Here is a 16,461-nt window from a genome sequence, read left to right as displayed (position 1 = left end):
GAGTCGCGCACGGCGAACCCGACCATTCCTGCTCACGAAGTGCCGCCGTGGGGCCTGGGGACTACTCCGCGGCGGCCGCGGTCCTCCGGCGGCGGACGATCAGGACGCCGGCACCCGCCGCGAGCAGCAGGAAGGCGACCAGCGCACCGGCACCGAGGCCCTCGGCGCCCGTGAACGCGAGCTGCCCGTCAGCGGTGATCGTGATCGGGGTCCAGCCGATCAGGCTCCCGTCCGCGGCCGTCACCGCGAGGCGGTGTGCACCAGCGGGGGTGTCCGACGGGATCGTGACGCGCACCGTGCCGTCAGCGCCGACCGTCACGGTGCCGAGCAGCGTCGGCGTCGAGTACAGCCACACGTTCACGACGTCACCCGCGTACTGCGTGCCGACGGTCACAGTGATGGTCTCCCCCGCACGAGCCGACGACGGCGCCGAGACGCTCCCGCGGTTCGCGTCGGTCAGACCGGTCTCCGAGGGAGCCACCGGGGCGATCGGAGCGGTCGGCGACGGGGTCGGCGTGGGGGTCGGGGTCGTGCCGCCGTCACCCGGCGTCGGGGTCGGGTCGGTGCCGGGGTCCGTGCCCGGGTCCGTGCCCGCAGCATCGAGGTCGAAGCCCACCAGGATCGGGTCGTGGTCGCTCGCGCGGAACACGTCGTCGGTGTACAGGTCCGACGCGTTGTAGTTGTAGCGGCTGTACTCCAGGCCCACCGACTCGACCGAGTTGATGTTCCAGATGTCCACGCCCGTGACCGTCTCGGTGGCGGCCGGGGACGCGAACACGTGGTCGAGCGACCCGCTCAGGCCGGAGAACACGTACGAGTACTCGGTGGCGTCGAGCGCCGGACCGAGGTCGGTGTAGCCGGCGTCGTCGAGGACGACCACCGGGTCCTCCTTGCTGTAGGCGTTGAAGTCGCCGAGCATGAACACCTTGTCGGTGCCGTACTGCGCCTGCATGTCGGTGGAGAAGGTCACGAGGGCCTTGGCCTGCCGCACCCGGTCGGCGTTCGAGGCGCCCTGGCCGTCGCCCTGGTCGGCGTTCTCGCCGGTGCCGGAGCCCTTCGACTTGAAGTGGTTCGCGATCACCAGGAAGTCGTCGTCGGCGGTGCCGCCGAGGGGGCGGAACGCGTCCGCGACGGGCTGCCGGGCGTTGGTGAACGCGGCGTCGAGCAGGATCGTCGAGTCGCCGACGGGTTCGACGCGGTCCTGCTTGTAGATGAGCGCGAGGCGGATGACGTCCTCGCTCGCCGGAACGGTCGCGGGGGACTTCGCGAAGGCCCAGGTGTCCTCGCCGGTGGCGGCGTTGAGGGCGTCGACGAGCGTGGCGACCGCCGCGTCGCGGTCCTGGCCGAAGCGCGCCGAGTTCTCGATCTCCTCGAGCGAGACGACGTCCGCGCCGAGGCCGTTGATCGCCTTGACGATCTTGACCTGCTGGCGCAGGAAGTCCTCCTGCTCAGCAGCCCCGCGGGCGTCGCAGCCGGAGTTCACCGTGACGGGGTCGCCCGCGCGGTCGGTGTAGTACGAGCACCCGGTGAGCTGGTCACCCGTGGTGGGGAAGTAGTTGAGCACGTTGAACCCGGCGAGCTTCAGGTCGCCGCCGACGTCCTGCGGCTCGGCCTGCCGCACGTTCGAGAACGACGCGGGCAGGTCCGCCGCCGGGGTCGCACCGGTGATCGGCGCGGTCGGCTGGAACTTCCACCCGCTGTTGCGGTAGTCGAGGACGACCGGACCCTCGAACGTGGCGGTCGCACCGACGGTGACCGGGCCCTGGGTCAGCCACGACACCGGGATGCCCTGGTTCGCCTTCGTCAGGAAGTTGGTGCTGGCACCGTCGTCGAGCGTGACCTTGCGCGCGGCGTTGGACGCCTCGACGGCCTTCGCTTCGGCGCTGCCGGGGCGACCGACCTCGGTCGGCTGGACGAGCCGGCCGGCGCCGCTGGCGAGCACGACTTCGCCGTACTGGTTCGTCGTGTAGTTGTCGGCGACCGTGAAGGAGCCCTGCGGGGCGATGAGCATGCTCTCGAGCGACTCGCGCTGCGCGTCCGACGACGGGAACGCGACCGCGGCGGGCTGCGGGGCGACGACGGTGTCGGTGAGCTTCTGGAACGACGCTGTGTTCGACACGGTGAGCTCGGTCAGGCCGAAGTACTCGGAGACCGCACCGGTGACCCGCACGTGGTCGCCCTCGGCCACCAGCCCGGCGGTCGCGGACGAGAAGACGAACACGGCGTCGGACGCCGTGTGGGTGCCGAAGTCGACCGCGCCGCCGGTCCCCGGGGTCTGGATCGTGTAGCCGTTGAAGCCGCCGGACGCGTAGACCGCGGTGACGACGCCGTCGGTGGTGACGGTCTTGCTGGCGTAGGGCGAGGTGTCCGTGGTGCCCTGCAGCTGGGCGATGGTGACGGCCTCGGCGGGGGCGCCGGGGTCCGTCGGCTCCGTCGGGTCGGTCGGGTCGGTCGGGTCGGTGGGCTCGGTCGGGTCGGTCGGCGCAGCGGTCTCACCCGCGGCGTTCCGCGGGGTCAGGGTCGTCGTCACCGAGAAGTCCGCGCCGTTGTCGTCGGTGTCCGTCGCGCCCTGGCGGACCAGGCCGTTCGGCACGGCGTTCGCGCCCTCGACGGTGCGCACGGTGCCCTCGAAGGTGTTCGAGGCGCCGTAGCCGAGCAGGTCGACGACACCAGCGGTGCCGGTCGTCACCGGTCCCGCGGCGAGCGCCACCGGCGTGGTGGCGTCGGACAGCACGAGCGTGCCCGTGGTGCCGGACGGGTTCAGCGAGGCGGTGTCGTCCGCCGTCGGCAGGTCCGCTCCGACCGGGGTGGCACCGCCGTTGCCGGCCATCGACACCAGGAACGTGCCCTCGGCCGGCACCGTCCCCTCGAGCGCGCTCGTCGAGAAGGCGCCGGTGCTCGTCGCCGAGCGGTACTGCAGCGACCAGCCGTCGAGCGACACCGGGGCGTCGGTCGGGTTGCCGATCTCGATGAACTTCTGGTTGTAGAAGGCGCCGTTGCTGCCGGCCTTCAGGTAGGCCTCCTCGATGACGAGGCCACTCCCCTCGGGGTTCGCGGTCGCTGCGGTGACGGTGACGAGCGGGGCCGCGAGGAGTGTCGCGGCAGCCGTGGCGCACAGCAGAGTGCGCCCGAGGAGGTTGGGCATGCACGCACGCTACCGACCTGCGGAGTCCCTCAGGTTGCGTCGAGGTAAATGATTGCGTTCGGCAACATCAGGACCGGGCGTTCACTCCCGCCGTGCCCGCGTCTGCTCCGCCCGCCCCGCGAGCTCCGCGTCGGCCGGGTACCCCACCTCGGTCAGGGTCAGCCCCTTCGCCGGCGCCGTCTTGAACGCGCTCGTCCGCGTCTCGGCGACGCGGAGCTCCTCGAGCCGTTCCGGCCCGAACCGCCCCTCGCCGACGGCGATGGTCGCTCCCACCATCGCGCGCACCATGGAGTGGCAGAACGCATCGGCCTGGAGGCGCGCCACCAGCACGCCGTCCGGCTCGCGGTCCCAGCGGAACTCCTGCAACGTCCGGATGGTCGTCGCGCCCTCGCGCGGCTTGCAGAACGTCGCGAAGTCGTGCAGCCCCAACAGCGTCAGCGCACCGCGCTCCATCGCTGCCGGGTCGAGGCTCGCTCCGTGCCAGACCGTGTACCCGCGCCGACGTGGATCGCGCGGGGCGTCGGCGTCCGCGATCCGGTACTCGTACCGTCGCCAGAGCGGCGAGAACCGGGCGTCGAACCCGTCCGGCGCGACCGACGCCCGGGTGACGACGACGTCGCCCTCTGGTGCCGCGATGCCGTTCACGCGTTTGACGAGTCCGTCCAGCGGCGAGCGCCCCGTGCCGCGCTTGGCGCTGAGCGCGTCCCACTGCTCGGTGGAGAGGTCGAGGTGAGCGACCTGCCCGGTGGCGTGCACGCCGGCGTCGGTGCGTCCGGCGACGGTGAGCAGTGGCGGCTCGCCCCACCGGGTGAAGACGGTGGCGAGGGCGGCCTCGAGCGCGCCCTGCACGGTCCGCAGCCCGGGCTGCCGGGCCCACCCGGAGAACGCGGCGCCGTCGTACGCGATGTCCAGCCGCAGCCGGATCCCGGCAACCTCGCCGCCGCTCTGCGGGCCCGCCGTCTCGTCCACGCGACCACCGTACCGGGGCCGCACCGCGCCTCCCGGCAGTCCGCGGACACCCGTCTGCGCAACCGAAGGCCGCTGCGCCGCTGACGCGCGCTGTCCACCGGTGTCAGCGCCACGTCAGTGCCGCGTGAGCGCCCCGCGGCACCATCGTCCTCGACATCGACGAAAGGACATTTCGATGACCACGACACCGCTCGCGGTGGAGGCCTCCGGCCTCGTGAAGACCTTCGGGACGAACCGCGCAGTGGACGGTGTCGACCTCCGTGTGGAGGCCGGCACGGTCTACGGCGTGCTCGGTCCCAACGGCGCCGGCAAGACCACCACCATCTCCATGCTCGCGACCCTGCTCAAGGCGGACGGCGGCGAGGCCCGGATCTTCGGGCACGACGTCCGACGTGAGGCGCCGACGGTCCGCACCCTGATCGGGGTGACCGGTCAGTACGCCAGCGTCGACGAGACGCTCAGCGCGACCGAGAACCTGGTGATCTTCGCGCGCCTGCTCGGGCTGTCCCGCGCGGATGCGAAGCGGAAGGCCGTGGAGCTGCTCGAACGCTTCGGGCTGACCGAAGCCGCGTCACGCCCGCTCAAGGCCTTCTCCGGTGGCATGCGTCGCCGGCTCGACCTGGCTGCGAGCCTCATCGCGCAGCCGCCGCTGATCTTCCTCGACGAGCCGACCACGGGGCTCGACCCCCGGACCCGAGCGCAGATGTGGGACACCATCCGCGAGCTCGTGGCGACGGGCTCGACGGTGCTGCTGACGACGCAGTACCTGGACGAGGCGGACCAGCTCGCCGACCGCATCGCGGTCATCGACCACGGCAAGGTGGTCGCCGAGGGCACGAGCGACGAGCTGAAGGCCTCGATCGGCAGTTCGTCGCTGCAGCTCCGCCTGACCGATGCGCTCCGGCTCGACGCCGCGCGCACGATCGTCCGGAACACCCTCGGTGTCGACGCGGTGGCCAGCCCCGAGGGCTCGCGTCTCACCGCGCCGATGTCGGATCCCGACCGCGTGACGGACCTGCTGGTGTCGTTCCGCGAGGCCGGCATCACCCTCGCCGAGATGAGCGTGCAGAAGCCCACCCTCGACGAGGTCTTCCTGACGATCACCGGCGCACCGGCGACCACCGACGACGACGGCACCGACGACGACAACGACAGCACCGACCGCGAACTCGCAGGGAGCATCGCATGACCACCATCACCACCACCACGGGCACCTCGACCCCCCGTGTCACCCCGCGCCCCGGCGTCGGTGCGACCGGCCTCGGCGCCACCGTCCGGCAGTCGCTCACGATGGCGTACCGCGGGCTGATCAAGGTCCGGCGCACCCCGGAGCAGCTGTTCGACGTCACCCTGATGCCGATCATCTTCACCGTGATGTTCACGTACATCTTCGGTGGTGCGATCGCGGGTGACGTCGCGAGTTACCTGCCGATCATCATCCCCGGCATCCTGGTGCAGACGAACATCACGTCGTCGATCGTCACGGGCGTGCAGCTGCGCGAGGACATGGACAAGGGCGTCTTCGACCGCTTCAAGTCCCTGCCCATCGCCCGGATCGCCCCGCTCGCGGGTGCGCTGCTCGCCGACACCGTCCGGTACGCGATCGCCACGACGATCACCTTCACGGTCGGCATCATCATGGGGCTACGTCCGGCCGGCGGCTTCGGTGCGGTCGTCCTGGCCGGGTTGCTGGTCATCGTCGTCGCGTGGGCGATCAGCTGGATCTTCGCCTACTTCGGCGTCGTCGCGCGGACGGCGTCGAGCGTCTCCGGCATCTCCAACATGGTGCTGTTCCCGCTGACGTTCCTGTCGAACGCGTTCGTGCCGGCGGACACCCTGCCGGACTGGCTGCGCTGGTTCTCCGAGGTGAACCCGATCTCGCACCTGATCACGGCGGTCCGCGAGCTCGTGAACCACGGCACGGTGGGTGTCGACCTCTGGATCAGCCTGCTCGGCGCAGCGGTCGTGGTCGCGGTGTTCGCACCGCTGACGGTCCGCGCGTACATGCGGAAGGCCTGACGGGCGCCGGTCAGCGCACGCGGAACCGCAGCTCCTCGAGCAGGAGCCGCGCCTGCGAGACGGCCTCGGTCCGGTTCGATCCGGCCGAGGCCGTCTCGGCGTCGGCCAGCACCGCGTCGCCGAGGGCGTCGGCCAGCACCGACCGCATCCGTGGGTGCGCGAGCACGCCGAAGTCCTGCCGCGAACCGAGTCGGGTCGCCAGCCCCCAGCAGCGAGCGGCGTGCTCTGGCTGTCCGTCACGGGCGGCGGCGAGCGCCAGGCCGAGCAGGGCGGTCCCGATCACGGGCAGGTCCAGCCACCACGGGTGGACGCGCAGCATCACGAGCGCACCGACGCGCAGGCGTCTCGCGACCGCCACGTCGTCGACCGGGAGGCCCGGCGCGGCTCCGTCGGACCGGTGCACCGCCGCCTCGTCCCGCGCCGCGATCCGCGCCGAGCCCGCCATGAGCGTCCAGTGCGGCGTCTGCTTCCGCATGGGCAGCACGGAGTCCCAGGCGCGGGCGTACTCCGCCGCAGCGTCGTCGAGGGCTTCTTCCCAGCGCGAGCACTCCGCACCGATGGCCATCGCGAGCACGCCGATCTGCACCCGGTCCTCGTCGAACCCGCCGCGGGCCTCGACCGGACGGTGCTGCAGGTCGTCGGCGACCTGCCGGGCGCGCACGACGTCGCCGGTGCTCGCGGCGCAGAGGCCGACGGTCCAGCCGATCTCGTACAGGTCGTCGTCGGCCCCGAACCGTTCGAGTTGCTCGCGGGCGACCTCGGCGGACCGCAGGGCGTCGGCGTGCCGACCGGTCTGCGCCAGGAGCTGGGTCATGGTGACGGCGATCGACCCGGTGGTCCAGGCGTCGTCGCTCGACCGTGAGAGCGTCTCGGCGCGGGTCGCGTACCGCAGGGCGACAGCGGACTCCCCGTCGTTCTCGGCGAGCGGCGCGCTGAGCATGTTCGCCAGGCAGGCGACACCGGGCTCCGGGTCGTCGCGGTAGCGGGCGAGCAGGGCGTACCCGTCGGCCGGTCGCCCCAGGGTGAGCAGCAGCGCTGCCTGGGCGTCGAGCACCGCGAACCCGGTGGTGCCGTCGCGCATCACGCGGCGCAGGGTCGACACGGCGAGGGCTGCGGTGCGCTTGTCGCTGAACGCGGATGACCCGCCGGTGACGACGAGTCCGAGCACGGTCGCGGCACGGTCCTCGGTCGCCGGTCCGGTACGGCGCAGGACCGGGACGACCTCGGGGCCGAGTGCGACGACCTCACCGTGGGCCCCGCGCAGCGACCAGTAGCCGCCGAGGGCCGCGAACAGGTGCGCGACCGCCGCGGTGTCGTCGGCAGCCAGGCTCCAGCGGAGCAGCGTGACGAGGTTGTCGGATTCGCGGGCGACCTCGCGGAACCGCTCGAGCTGGGCGGAACCCGTGATCGTGAGCAGGTTGCGCTCGGCCGCGAACCCCCGGCCCCAGCCGATCATGGCCGCACGGACGGCCTCGGTGGCGCCGCGGTCCCCCAGCCGGGCCGCACCGAACTCCCGCACCGTCTCGAGCAGCCGGTACCGCACGGGCTCGCCCTCGTGCTCGACGAGCTGCACGAGCGACTGCTCCACGAGCTCGGCGAGGTCGTCGAGCGCGTCGGCCCTGCGGTCCGGGGCGGCGACGGCCTCGACGGCGTCGACCGCGAGTCCGTCCGGGAAGAGCGCCAGGCGCGTCAGCAGGTCCTGGGCCCCGTCGTCGAGCAGGCGCCAGCTCCACTCGATCACGGCGAGCAGGGTGCGGTGCCGCTCCGGGGCGCTCCGGTCACCGCCGCGCAGCAGCGCGAACCGGTCGTCCAACCGGCGCTCGATCTCGTCGGCGCTCATCCCCCGGATGCGTGCGGCCGCGAGCTCGATGGCCAGCGGTGACCCGTCGAGCCGCGTGCAGATCCGGCGCACCGTGTCCACCGGCAGCACGGCTCCGGGTCGCGCGGCCCGCGCCCGCTCGGTGAAGAGCCGGACGGCCGCCCCGTCGGCCTCGACGGGCAGGGGCGCGAGGGGAGCCACGACCTCGCCGGCGATGGCGAGCGGCGCGCGCGACGTCGTCAGGATCCGCAGGGCGGGCACGGTCGCGAGCAGGTCCGCGGCGAAGGCGGCGACCTCGGCCACCAGGTGCTCGCAGTTGTCCAGGACGAGCACGGTCGGCCCGTCGGCGAGCGCCCGCACGACCCGGGTGCGCAGGTCGGCCGCGACGGCGTCCCGGAGCGATCTGGTGGAGCGGAACTCGGCGATCCCGAGCAGCGCGCCGAGGGCCGGCACGATGTCGTCAGCCGTGGCGAGCGGCGCGAGCTCGAACACGACGACGCCCTGTGTCGGCGGCAGGCCGGCGGCGACCGCCTGCGCGAGGCGGGTCTTCCCCAGCCCACCCGCACCGAGGATCGTGACCAGCCGTCCGGAGGACAGCAGGTCCGAGACGGCGGTGAGGTCGGCCTCCCTCCCGACCAACGTGTTCGGCGCAGCACGCAGGCCGACGCGGCGGACGCTGCCCGTGGCGGGGCCGGACCGGCGCAGCAACTCGGCGTTGAGGCGGACCAGGTCGGCCGAGGGGTCGGCGCCGAGTTCGTCGGCGAGGCGGTCACGGTGCGCCGCGAAGGCGGCCAGGGCCTCGCTCGTGCGGCCGGCTGCGGCAAGGGCGCGCATCGAACCGGCGACCGCGACCTCGTCGTAGGGGTTGGCGACGGCCTCTGCCGCCCAGAGTGCGGCGGCCTCGTCGGCGTCGCCCTCGTCGAGCAGTGCACCGCCGAGCGCGCGCCGGAGCGTCCGCCGGAGCGCTGCCGCACGGTCTGCGAGTGCCGCGCCCAGGTCGCCGTCGACGTCCGCGCCCGGGTCACCACGCCAGAGGTCGAGGGCCGCACGGACCGCTGCCGGCTCCGTTTCGCCCACCGCATGCTCGGCACGGGCGAGGTCGACGTCCTCGGGGTCGCCGCCCAACGCGTACCCGGTGCTCGTCGACACCACGAGGCCGTCCGCCACGCTCCGGCGCAGTCGGGACACGAGCGTCTGCAGCGCTGCACGGGCACCCCGCGGCCGCGCGTCCGGCCAGAGGTCGTCGATCAGGGACTCGGTGGTCCGGGCGTGGCCGCGCGCGAGCACCAGCGCCGTCAGGAACGCCCGAGCGAGCGCTCCGGGCACGGGCGACTGCCGGCCGTCCGCACCCGTCACCGTGACCGGTCCGAGGACGTTGATTCGGGTCGGGACGGTCACGGTGCGAGTCTACGGAGCGCCGGTGTCACGGCGTCCTCGTGTCAGCCGCGCGGACGGTGGAACGCCGACGGCCCCGTGCGGGTGTCGAGGTTGTCCGTCGCACGGCGCTCGGACTCCACGATGCCGCGGAGCGCCACGAGCGCGGACGCCGTCACCGCGACGTGCGAGGGGTTCTCGCGCGAAGCGTCGAGCGCCTGCTCGAGTCGCTCGATCGCCTTGTCGCCTTCGTCCTCGGGGCACTCCCCGCGGATCATGCACGCGAGCTGACGGAGCGCCTCCGTGAGGGGCTCGGTGAACGCCGGATCCGGACGCCCGATGTTCGCCGACACCGGACCCGACCGGGCGACGAGCTCGGTGAGGTCCGTCGTGTACCAGGCGACCCGTTCGAGCGCGCGGAAGCGTGCCCCGTCCTGCTGGAGCCGGGCCCGTGACCCGCGGAGCGCCCCGCGAGGGTTGATCTTCCGGCTCTCGTGCGCGACGGACACCCGCGCGCGCACGTCGGCGATCGCACGGTCGAGCTTGTCCTGCTGCCGGTTCCAGGCGTCCTCGTCGCGTTTGCCGGTCTCCAGCACGCGCGCGAGCCCCTCGAGGTGCTCGGCCAACACGGCGTTCACCTCGTCGATCCGACGTTCGGCGTCCCAGAAGTGCAGCGGTGGGAACACCAGGAAGTTCACGAGCAGCCCGACGACGACGCCGACGCCCATCTGCACCAGGTACCCGAACGAGTAGCCCTCGGCGTTCGCCCCGCCGACGAGCAGCACGAACAACGCCGCCGTCGAGACCCAGGTGCTGCCCTCGCCGAGCACCCGGAACCCGCCGACGAGCACGCCGACGCCGACAGCCAGGGCCACGGCGAGGATCCCCGGGTCGCCCACGAGCATCGTGAAGCCCGCGACGGCGATGCCGAGCAGGATGCCGACGAGCGTCTGGATGCCGTTGCGCAGCCCCGCGTAGACCGTCGTCTGCATCGCGACGATCGCCCCGAGCGGTGCGTAGTACGGGTAGTCGGACGCGACCCCGGGCACGTGCCTGGCGATGAACCAGGCCAGTGCCGCGGCGCCGGCGGCCTTGGCTGCGTGCAGCAGTCGCGGCTGTGTGCCGGACGTGCGGCTCCACCGCCACGCGCGGCGACCGACGCCCGCGATGTGTTGGAACTCCATGTGGTGACTCTCCCTGTCGGGCGGACACGCTACGGGGCACGCACTGGGAAGGCGACGGTCCTGCGTTCTCCGGACGTCGGGGTGCAGGGGGAGCGCTCTCGAACGCGACGAAGCCCCCGCGACCTGGGTCGCGGGGGCTTCGTCGTGGTGACGCGGGGTCCTACTTGGTGTCGTCGCTCTTCTCGGCGGCGTCGGCCTCGACCTCGGCGGCAGCCTCGGTCTCGGTCTCCGACTCGACCGGCGCGGACTCCTCGGTGGTCTCGGTCTCCTCGACCGGGGCCTCCTCGGTGGTCTCGTCGGCGGCCGGCTCCTCGACCGGAGCGGCGGCGGCCGGAGCCGCGGTGCGCTTCACCGGGGCGGGCGTGCCCGCCACCGGCTCGAGGACGAGCTCGATCGACGCCAGCGGGGCGTTGTCGCCCTTGCGGAAGCCGAGCTTCGTGATGCGGGTGTAGCCGCCCTGACGGTCCTCGACCTGCGGGGCGATCTCCGTGAACAGCGTGTGCACGACGGACTTGTCGCGCAGGGTCGCGATGACCCGACGACGAGCGTGCAGGTCGCCGCGCTTCGCGAACGTGATGAGCCGCTCGGCGACCGGACGGAGGCGCTTGGCCTTCGTCTCGGTGGTCGTGATGCGACCGTGCGTGAAGAGGGCGTTGGCGAGGTTGCTCAGGAGCAGGCGCTCGTGAGCGGGACCGCCACCGAGGCGGGGGCCCTTGGTGGGCTTCGGCATGTCAGTTCTCCAGTGGTGAAAGTGGTGCGCGCGGTGTCAGCGCGCTTGCGCGTGAGCGCGAGATCAGTTGTTGGACTCGTCCTCGTCGTACCCGCTGTAGAAGTGGGCGCCGTCGAATCCGGGGACGGTGTCCTTGAGGGACAGGCCGAGCTCGGTGAGCTTGTCCTTGACCTCGTCCACCGACTTCTGACCGAAGTTGCGGATGTTCATGAGCTGCGTCTCCGACAGGGCGACGAGCTCGGACACCGTGTTGATGCCCTCGCGCTTCAGGCAGTTGTAGCTGCGGACCGACAGGTCGAGGTCCTCGATCGGGGTCTGCAGCTCGTTCGACAGGACAGCGTCGACCGGCGCGGGGCCGATCTCGATGCCCTCTGCGGCCGTGTTGAGCTCGCGAGCGAGCCCGAACAGCTCGACCAGCGTGCGACCGGCCGACGCGATGGCGTCGCGCGGCGTGATCGCCGGCTTCGACTCGACGTCGACGACCAGGCGGTCGAAGTCCGTGCGCTCACCGGCACGCGTCGCCTCGACGCGGTAGGTGACCTTGAGGACCGGCGAGTAGATCGAGTCGATCGGGATCTGACCGGCCTCGGAGAACTCGGAACGGTTCTGCGTGGCCGAGACGTAGCCACGGCCGCGCTCGATCGTGAGCTCGAGCTCGAACCGCGCGGTGTCGTTCAGGGTCGCGATGACGAGGTCCGGGTTGTGGATCTCGACGCCGGCCGGAGCGGAGATGTCCGCTGCGGTGACCTGACCGGCACCCTGCTTGCGCAGGTACGCGGTGATCGGCTCGTCGTGCTCGCTGGAGACGACGAGGCTCTTGATGTTGAGGATGATCTCGGTGACGTCTTCCTTCACACCGGGAACGGTGCTGAATTCGTGGAGGACACCGTCGATGCGGATGCTGGTGACAGCCGCGCCGGGGATCGAGGAGAGGAGCGTGCGGCGCAGCGAGTTGCCGAGGGTGTAACCGAAGCCCGGCTCGAGCGGCTCGATGACGAAGCGCGAGCGGTGCTCGGAGATCGACTCCTCGGTCAGGGTGGGGCGCTGTGCAATGAGCACTGTGGGATTCCTTTCGGCGAAGTGTCCGCTATATGACACTTGGCGGTACGACGGGGCCGCGTGGGCCCCGACGGGTCTGTTGAGTTGTGATCACGCGCACCGATGTGCGCGATCGAACGACCAGGAATGGCCGCGGGCCCTGCCCGACCCCGTCAGGGGACGAGCAGGGCGCGGCCGGTTGCTCCTCGCGTCAGACGCGACGACGCTTCGGCGGGCGGCAACCGTTGTGCGCCTGCGGAGTGACGTCGTTGATCGAACCGACCTCGAGGCCAGCGGCCTGGAGCGAACGGATCGCGGTCTCGCGGCCCGAACCCGGACCCTTCACGAAGACGTCGACCTTCTTGACGCCGTGCTCCTGCGCCTGACGCGCAGCGGACTCGGCGGCGAGCTGCGCCGCGAACGGCGTCGACTTGCGCGAACCCTTGAAGCCCACGGCACCCGAGGACGCCCAGCTGAGGACGGCACCCGACGGGTCGGTGATGCTGACGATCGTGTTGTTGAACGTGCTCTTGATGTGGGCCTGGCCCACTGCGACGTTCTTCTTCTCCTTGCGGCGCGGCTTGCGCGCGGCAGTCTTGGGGGTAGCCATCGGGGTCTCCTATCGAGCCTTCTTCTTGCCTGCCACGGTGCGCTTCGGTCCCTTGCGGGTACGCGCGTTGGTCTTGGTGCGCTGACCGCGCACCGGGAGACCACGACGGTGGCGAAGACCCTCGTAGCTACCGATCTCGACCTTGCGACGGATGTCGGCTGCCACCTCGCGGCGGAGGTCACCCTCCACCTTGAAGTTGCCCTCGATGAAGTCACGGAGGGCGACGAGCTGGTCGTCGGTCAGGTCCTTGACGCGGATGTCACCGGAGATACCGGTCTCGGCGAGTGCCTGGACCGCGCGGGTACGGCCGACGCCGTAGATGTACGTGAGTGCGATCTCCACGCGCTTCTCGCGCGGGATGTCGACGCCTGCTAGACGTGCCATGTGATGGCTGCTCCTGTTGTCGATGGAGGTGTGGAGCAGTACCGGTGCCCGGGCCTCCGACCCGAGGTGTCCCCCGGTCGTCGTGCGACCGGGTTCTGGTACTGCGTTGTCGATCTTCAGTTGTGGGTCGTGCTCGAGCAGCCTGCTGTCCGAGGGACAGCGTCGGCGCCGGTCACGCGCCCGGGACTAGCCCTGGCGCTGCTTGTGACGCGGGTTGCTCTTGCAGATCACCATGACGCGGCCCTTGCGGCGGATCACTCGGCAGTGCTCGCACATGGGCTTGACGCTGGGGTTGACCTTCATTGTTCTTTCCTCGTGCTCGCTGGCTTCGTGCGCGGCAGGATTGCCGAGCCGTTCCTTTCCAGCTCGCGGATCACTTGTAGCGGTAGACGATCCGGCCGCGGGTCAGGTCGTACGGGCTCAGCTCCACGATCACGCGGTCCTCGGGGAGGATGCGGATGTAGTGCTGGCGCATCTTCCCGGAGATGTGCGCGAGGACCTTGTGTCCGTTCGTCAGCTCAACGCGGAACATCGCGTTGGGCAGAGCTTCGAGCACCGAGCCTTCGATCTCGATGACGCCGTCTTTCTTGGCCATAGCCTCACTGTCGCTTGGTTGTGGAACAGGTGTGATCCCCGAACCGGTCTGCGGGTCGGTCGCCACACCCGAGAGGGCATGACACACCAAAGATCGATCCTATGTGGTAAACCCGCAATTGCCAAGTGCGCGCTCGGCACGCCCCCTCACCTGGGGCTTCCGGGGGCGTGCCTGAGTGTTCCACAGTGGTTTGACGGCGCGCTCAGGGCCGACGCCCCCGCCCGGACCGTAGCGTTGCTCCGCAGCCACGTCCGCCGCCCAGTACCCCGCGCGGACCACCGAACGGAGACCACGTGCCCGACGCCAGACGACGCCCCTTCGCCGCACACGGCAAGCAGGCCCGCCGTCGCGGCTGGACCACGCTGGTGACCGTCGTGGCCTCGGCGCTGGCCGTCGTGCTCGTGAGCGGGACGAGCGTCGCCGCCATCGCCGGCGCCCAGCTGGCGACCGCGCCGCAGACCGTGCAGCTCAGCACCGACGACCAGAGCACCGCGAAGACCGCCGACATCACGGCCATCAAGGGCGGCGCGAACATCCTGCTCATCGGCAGCGACACCCGCGTCGGCCAGTTCGACTCCGACGAGGACGTCGAGGGCGCCCGCAACGACGTCACGATGCTCATCCACGTCTCGCAGGACCACCAGCAGCTCACCGCGGTCAGCTTCCCCCGCGACCTGATGGTCCCGATCCCCGCGTGCACGAACCCCGCGACCGGCACGACGTACCCCGCGTCGACCTCGGCGATGTTCAACACGGCACTCGGCAACGGCGGCGTCTCGTGCGTCGTCGACACCGTCGAGAACCTCACCGGCCTCAGCATCCCCTACGCCGGTCTCATCACCTTCGACGGCGTGATCGAGATGTCGAACGCCCTGGGCGGCGTCGACGTCTGCGTCGCGGAGCCCATCGATGACACCTTCACCGGCCTGCACCTCACCGCCGGCTCGCACAACCTCGAGGGCTCCGACGCCCTCGCGTTCCTGCGCACCCGCCACGGCGTCGGCGACGGCAGCGATCTGGCCCGGATCAGCTCGCAGCAGGTGTTCCTGTCGGCGCTGCTCCGCAAGGTCACCTCCGACGGCACCCTGTCGAACCCCATCACGCTCTACAAGCTCGCCGGCGCAGCCCTGTCGAACATGACGCTGTCCGACGGCCTGGCCCAGACCCGCACCCTCGTCGGCCTCGCTTCCGCACTGCGCGGCATGAGCACCGCCAACATGCTCTTCGTGCAGTACCCCGTCGCCGACGACCCCGACGACAGCGCGCGGGTGATCGTCGACCAGGAGACCGCCCACACGCTCAACGTGGCGCTGCAGAACGACGTGAAGTCCTCGCTGAGCGACTCGAGCACCGGGCGCGCGTCAGAGGAGTCGCCGACCGCCGGGGGCGCCGCGACGACGGCACCGTCGACCGGCACCACGCCGTCCGACACGTCGTCGTCGGCGTCGAGCGGGGCACCATCGGGCACCTCGTCCTCGGCGAGCTCGTCCGCCACGAGTACGGCGACGTCGACCCCGCTGCCCTCGTCGATCACCGGACAGAGCGCCTCCGAGCAGACCTGCTCCGTCGGCAACTGACCGCGTCGCGAGACGCCGTCGTCCTGGCACGACACCCCCGAACGCACGAGACGCCGCCGAATCCGACGGCGTCTCGGCGTCTTGCCGGCGTCTCCGCACGACGACGGCGTCTCGCGCGGCCGTGGACGTGGGACCGCCAGGCGCGCGCTGCGCGACGGAGCCGCGCCGAGCCTCCCGGTCGGGGTGCACGGCCGGCAGTGGCGTGTCGGACTGGAGGCCCGTCCTACGGGATCGGGACGGGCGTCACGCCCAGCGGGGCCAGGCCCGCAGCGCCGCCGTCGGCGGCCGTCAGGACCCACACGCCGTCGGCGTGCACCGCGACGCTGTGCTCCCAGTGCGCGGCGTCCTTGCCGTCCATCGTGCGGACGGTCCAGTCGTCGTCGTCCGTCGAGCTGTCGATCGTGCCCGCGGTGACCATCGGCTCGATGGCCACCACCAGGCCGGGCTTCACCGCCGGACCGGCACCGCGGACGCGGTAGTTGAAGACCGGCGGGTCCTCGTGCATGGAGCGACCGATGCCGTGCCCCGTGTAGTCCTCGACGATGCCCCAGGCACCGGTCTCGTCGATGGCGTCCTCGACCGCGGAACCGACCTCGTGCAGGTTCTTCGCGTGGGCGAGCGCCGCGATGCCGTGCCAGAGCGATCGCTCCGTGGTGTCGCAGAGGGTCTGGCGCGCTGCGGACACCTCGGCGTCACCACCGGGGACGACCGTGGTGAACGCGCTGTCGCCGTTCCAGCCGTCGACCTCGGCACCGGCGTCCACCGACACGATGTCACCGGGAGCGAGCACGCGGTCACCGGGGATGCCGTGCACGATCTCGTCGTTCACGGACACGCACAGCGTGTGCCGGTAGCCCGGCACGAGCTGGAAGTTCGGGATCCCGCCGCCGTCGCGGATCGTCCGCTCGGCGATCGCGTCGAGCTCACCCGTCGTGATGCCGGGACGGATCGCCGCACGCACTGCGTCGAGCGCCTCAGCGGTCAGCAACCCGGGGCGCACCATGGAGCGGAGCTCGT

14 protein-coding genes are annotated in these 16,461 nt (G+C 71.4%); 3 read left to right on the top strand and 11 right to left on the bottom strand.

What is annotated here, in order from left to right:
- Positions 1 to 61: 61 nt before the first annotated feature.
- On the bottom strand, positions 62 to 3,145 hold the full coding sequence (locus EDF42_RS03185; RefSeq protein ID WP_123671429.1) for an ExeM/NucH family extracellular endonuclease: 3,084 nt from the start codon (positions 3,143 to 3,145) through the stop codon (positions 62 to 64).
- 81 nt (positions 3,146 to 3,226) lie between these two features.
- Positions 3,227 to 4,114, bottom strand: coding sequence for a tRNA pseudouridine(38-40) synthase TruA (gene truA / locus EDF42_RS03180; RefSeq protein WP_260212653.1), 888 nt, complete (start codon positions 4,112 to 4,114; stop codon positions 3,227 to 3,229).
- Positions 4,115 to 4,289: 175 nt separating this feature from the next.
- Here truA and EDF42_RS03175 point away from each other — a divergent pair, with 175 nt between their 5' ends.
- Both EDF42_RS03175 and EDF42_RS03170 read left to right on the top strand, forming a co-directional pair.
- A complete protein-coding gene (locus EDF42_RS03175; protein ID WP_123671428.1) occupies positions 4,290 to 5,303 on the top strand; it encodes an ATP-binding cassette domain-containing protein in 1,014 nt (337 codons plus the stop codon).
- Positions 5,300 to 6,133, top strand: a complete 834-nt coding sequence (locus EDF42_RS03170) for an ABC transporter permease (RefSeq protein WP_123671427.1) — start codon at positions 5,300 to 5,302, stop codon at positions 6,131 to 6,133. Before EDF42_RS03175 ends, EDF42_RS03170 begins: the two co-directional genes overlap by 4 nt.
- A gap of 10 nt (positions 6,134 to 6,143) precedes the next feature.
- Here EDF42_RS03170 and EDF42_RS03165 read toward each other — a convergent pair whose 3' ends face one another.
- The 8 genes from EDF42_RS03165 to infA form a co-directional block, all read right to left on the bottom strand.
- Positions 6,144 to 9,350, bottom strand: a complete 3,207-nt coding sequence (locus EDF42_RS03165; RefSeq protein ID WP_123671426.1) for a BTAD domain-containing putative transcriptional regulator — start codon at positions 9,348 to 9,350, stop codon at positions 6,144 to 6,146.
- Between the two features lie 41 nt (positions 9,351 to 9,391).
- Positions 9,392 to 10,510 (bottom strand): hypothetical protein, encoded by a 1,119-nt coding sequence (locus EDF42_RS03160; RefSeq protein ID WP_123339474.1) that lies wholly within the window; start codon positions 10,508 to 10,510, stop codon positions 9,392 to 9,394.
- A gap of 160 nt (positions 10,511 to 10,670) precedes the next feature.
- Positions 10,671 to 11,240: a 50S ribosomal protein L17 gene (gene rplQ / locus EDF42_RS03155; protein WP_123671425.1), complete on the bottom strand. Its 570-nt coding sequence runs from the start codon at positions 11,238 to 11,240 to the stop codon at positions 10,671 to 10,673.
- Positions 11,241 to 11,303: 63 nt separating this feature from the next.
- Positions 11,304 to 12,299, bottom strand: a complete 996-nt coding sequence (locus EDF42_RS03150; protein WP_066656999.1) for a DNA-directed RNA polymerase subunit alpha — start codon at positions 12,297 to 12,299, stop codon at positions 11,304 to 11,306.
- Between the two features lie 190 nt (positions 12,300 to 12,489).
- Positions 12,490 to 12,888 carry a 30S ribosomal protein S11 gene (gene rpsK / locus EDF42_RS03145; protein ID WP_017885507.1) on the bottom strand — a complete coding sequence of 133 codons (399 nt, stop codon included), beginning with the start codon at positions 12,886 to 12,888 and terminating at the stop codon, positions 12,490 to 12,492.
- A gap of 9 nt (positions 12,889 to 12,897) precedes the next feature.
- Positions 12,898 to 13,272 (bottom strand): 30S ribosomal protein S13, encoded by a 375-nt coding sequence (gene rpsM / locus EDF42_RS03140; protein WP_058728274.1) that lies wholly within the window; start codon positions 13,270 to 13,272, stop codon positions 12,898 to 12,900.
- A gap of 186 nt (positions 13,273 to 13,458) precedes the next feature.
- Complete coding sequence (gene rpmJ, locus EDF42_RS03135; RefSeq protein WP_071276701.1) at positions 13,459 to 13,575, bottom strand: 50S ribosomal protein L36; 117 nt, start codon at positions 13,573 to 13,575, stop codon at positions 13,459 to 13,461.
- Positions 13,576 to 13,645: 70 nt separating this feature from the next.
- Positions 13,646 to 13,867 carry a translation initiation factor IF-1 gene (infA, locus tag EDF42_RS03130; RefSeq protein WP_017885509.1) on the bottom strand — a complete coding sequence of 74 codons (222 nt, stop codon included), beginning with the start codon at positions 13,865 to 13,867 and terminating at the stop codon, positions 13,646 to 13,648.
- Between the two features lie 293 nt (positions 13,868 to 14,160).
- On the opposite strand from infA, the gene EDF42_RS03125 reads away from it, so the two are divergent.
- The gene (locus EDF42_RS03125; RefSeq protein WP_123339472.1) at positions 14,161 to 15,444 is read left to right on the top strand and encodes an LCP family protein; all 1,284 of its coding nucleotides are present in this window, start codon (positions 14,161 to 14,163) and stop codon (positions 15,442 to 15,444) included.
- A gap of 223 nt (positions 15,445 to 15,667) precedes the next feature.
- On the opposite strand, the gene map is transcribed toward EDF42_RS03125, so the two are convergent.
- A complete protein-coding gene (gene map, locus EDF42_RS03120; RefSeq protein WP_243692395.1) occupies positions 15,668 to 16,447 on the bottom strand; it encodes a type I methionyl aminopeptidase in 780 nt (259 codons plus the stop codon).
- Between the last annotated feature and the right edge of the window lie 14 nt (positions 16,448 to 16,461).

It is taken from the genome of Curtobacterium sp. PhB172 (assembly GCF_003752545.1).
GTDB lineage: Bacteria > Actinomycetota > Actinomycetes > Actinomycetales > Microbacteriaceae > Curtobacterium.
Note: the sequence above shows the minus strand (reverse complement) of the source record. Positions and strands in the feature narration are given on the sequence as shown.

What these genes read in the sequence shown, in the direction of transcription:
- rpsM (WP_058728274.1), bottom strand. Translation starts at nt 13,272, where the DNA reads ATGGCACGTCTAGCAGGCGTCGACATCCCGCGCGAGAAGCGCGTGGAG.
- rpmJ (WP_071276701.1), bottom strand. Translation starts at nt 13,575, where the DNA reads ATGAAGGTCAACCCCAGCGTCAAGCCCATGTGCGAGCACTGCCGAGTG.
- rpsK (WP_017885507.1), bottom strand. Translation starts at nt 12,888, where the DNA reads ATGGCTACCCCCAAGACTGCCGCGCGCAAGCCGCGCCGCAAGGAGAAG.
- rplQ (WP_123671425.1), bottom strand. Translation starts at nt 11,240, where the DNA reads ATGCCGAAGCCCACCAAGGGCCCCCGCCTCGGTGGCGGTCCCGCTCAC.
- infA (WP_017885509.1), bottom strand. Translation starts at nt 13,867, where the DNA reads ATGGCCAAGAAAGACGGCGTCATCGAGATCGAAGGCTCGGTGCTCGAA.
- EDF42_RS03175 (WP_123671428.1), top strand. Translation starts at nt 4,290, where the DNA reads ATGACCACGACACCGCTCGCGGTGGAGGCCTCCGGCCTCGTGAAGACC.
- EDF42_RS03160 (WP_123339474.1), bottom strand. Translation starts at nt 10,510, where the DNA reads ATGGAGTTCCAACACATCGCGGGCGTCGGTCGCCGCGCGTGGCGGTGG.
- EDF42_RS03170 (WP_123671427.1), top strand. Translation starts at nt 5,300, where the DNA reads ATGACCACCATCACCACCACCACGGGCACCTCGACCCCCCGTGTCACC.
- map (WP_243692395.1), bottom strand. Translation starts at nt 16,447, where the DNA reads ATGGTGCGCCCCGGGTTGCTGACCGCTGAGGCGCTCGACGCAGTGCGT.
- EDF42_RS03185 (WP_123671429.1), bottom strand. Translation starts at nt 3,145, where the DNA reads ATGCCCAACCTCCTCGGGCGCACTCTGCTGTGCGCCACGGCTGCCGCG.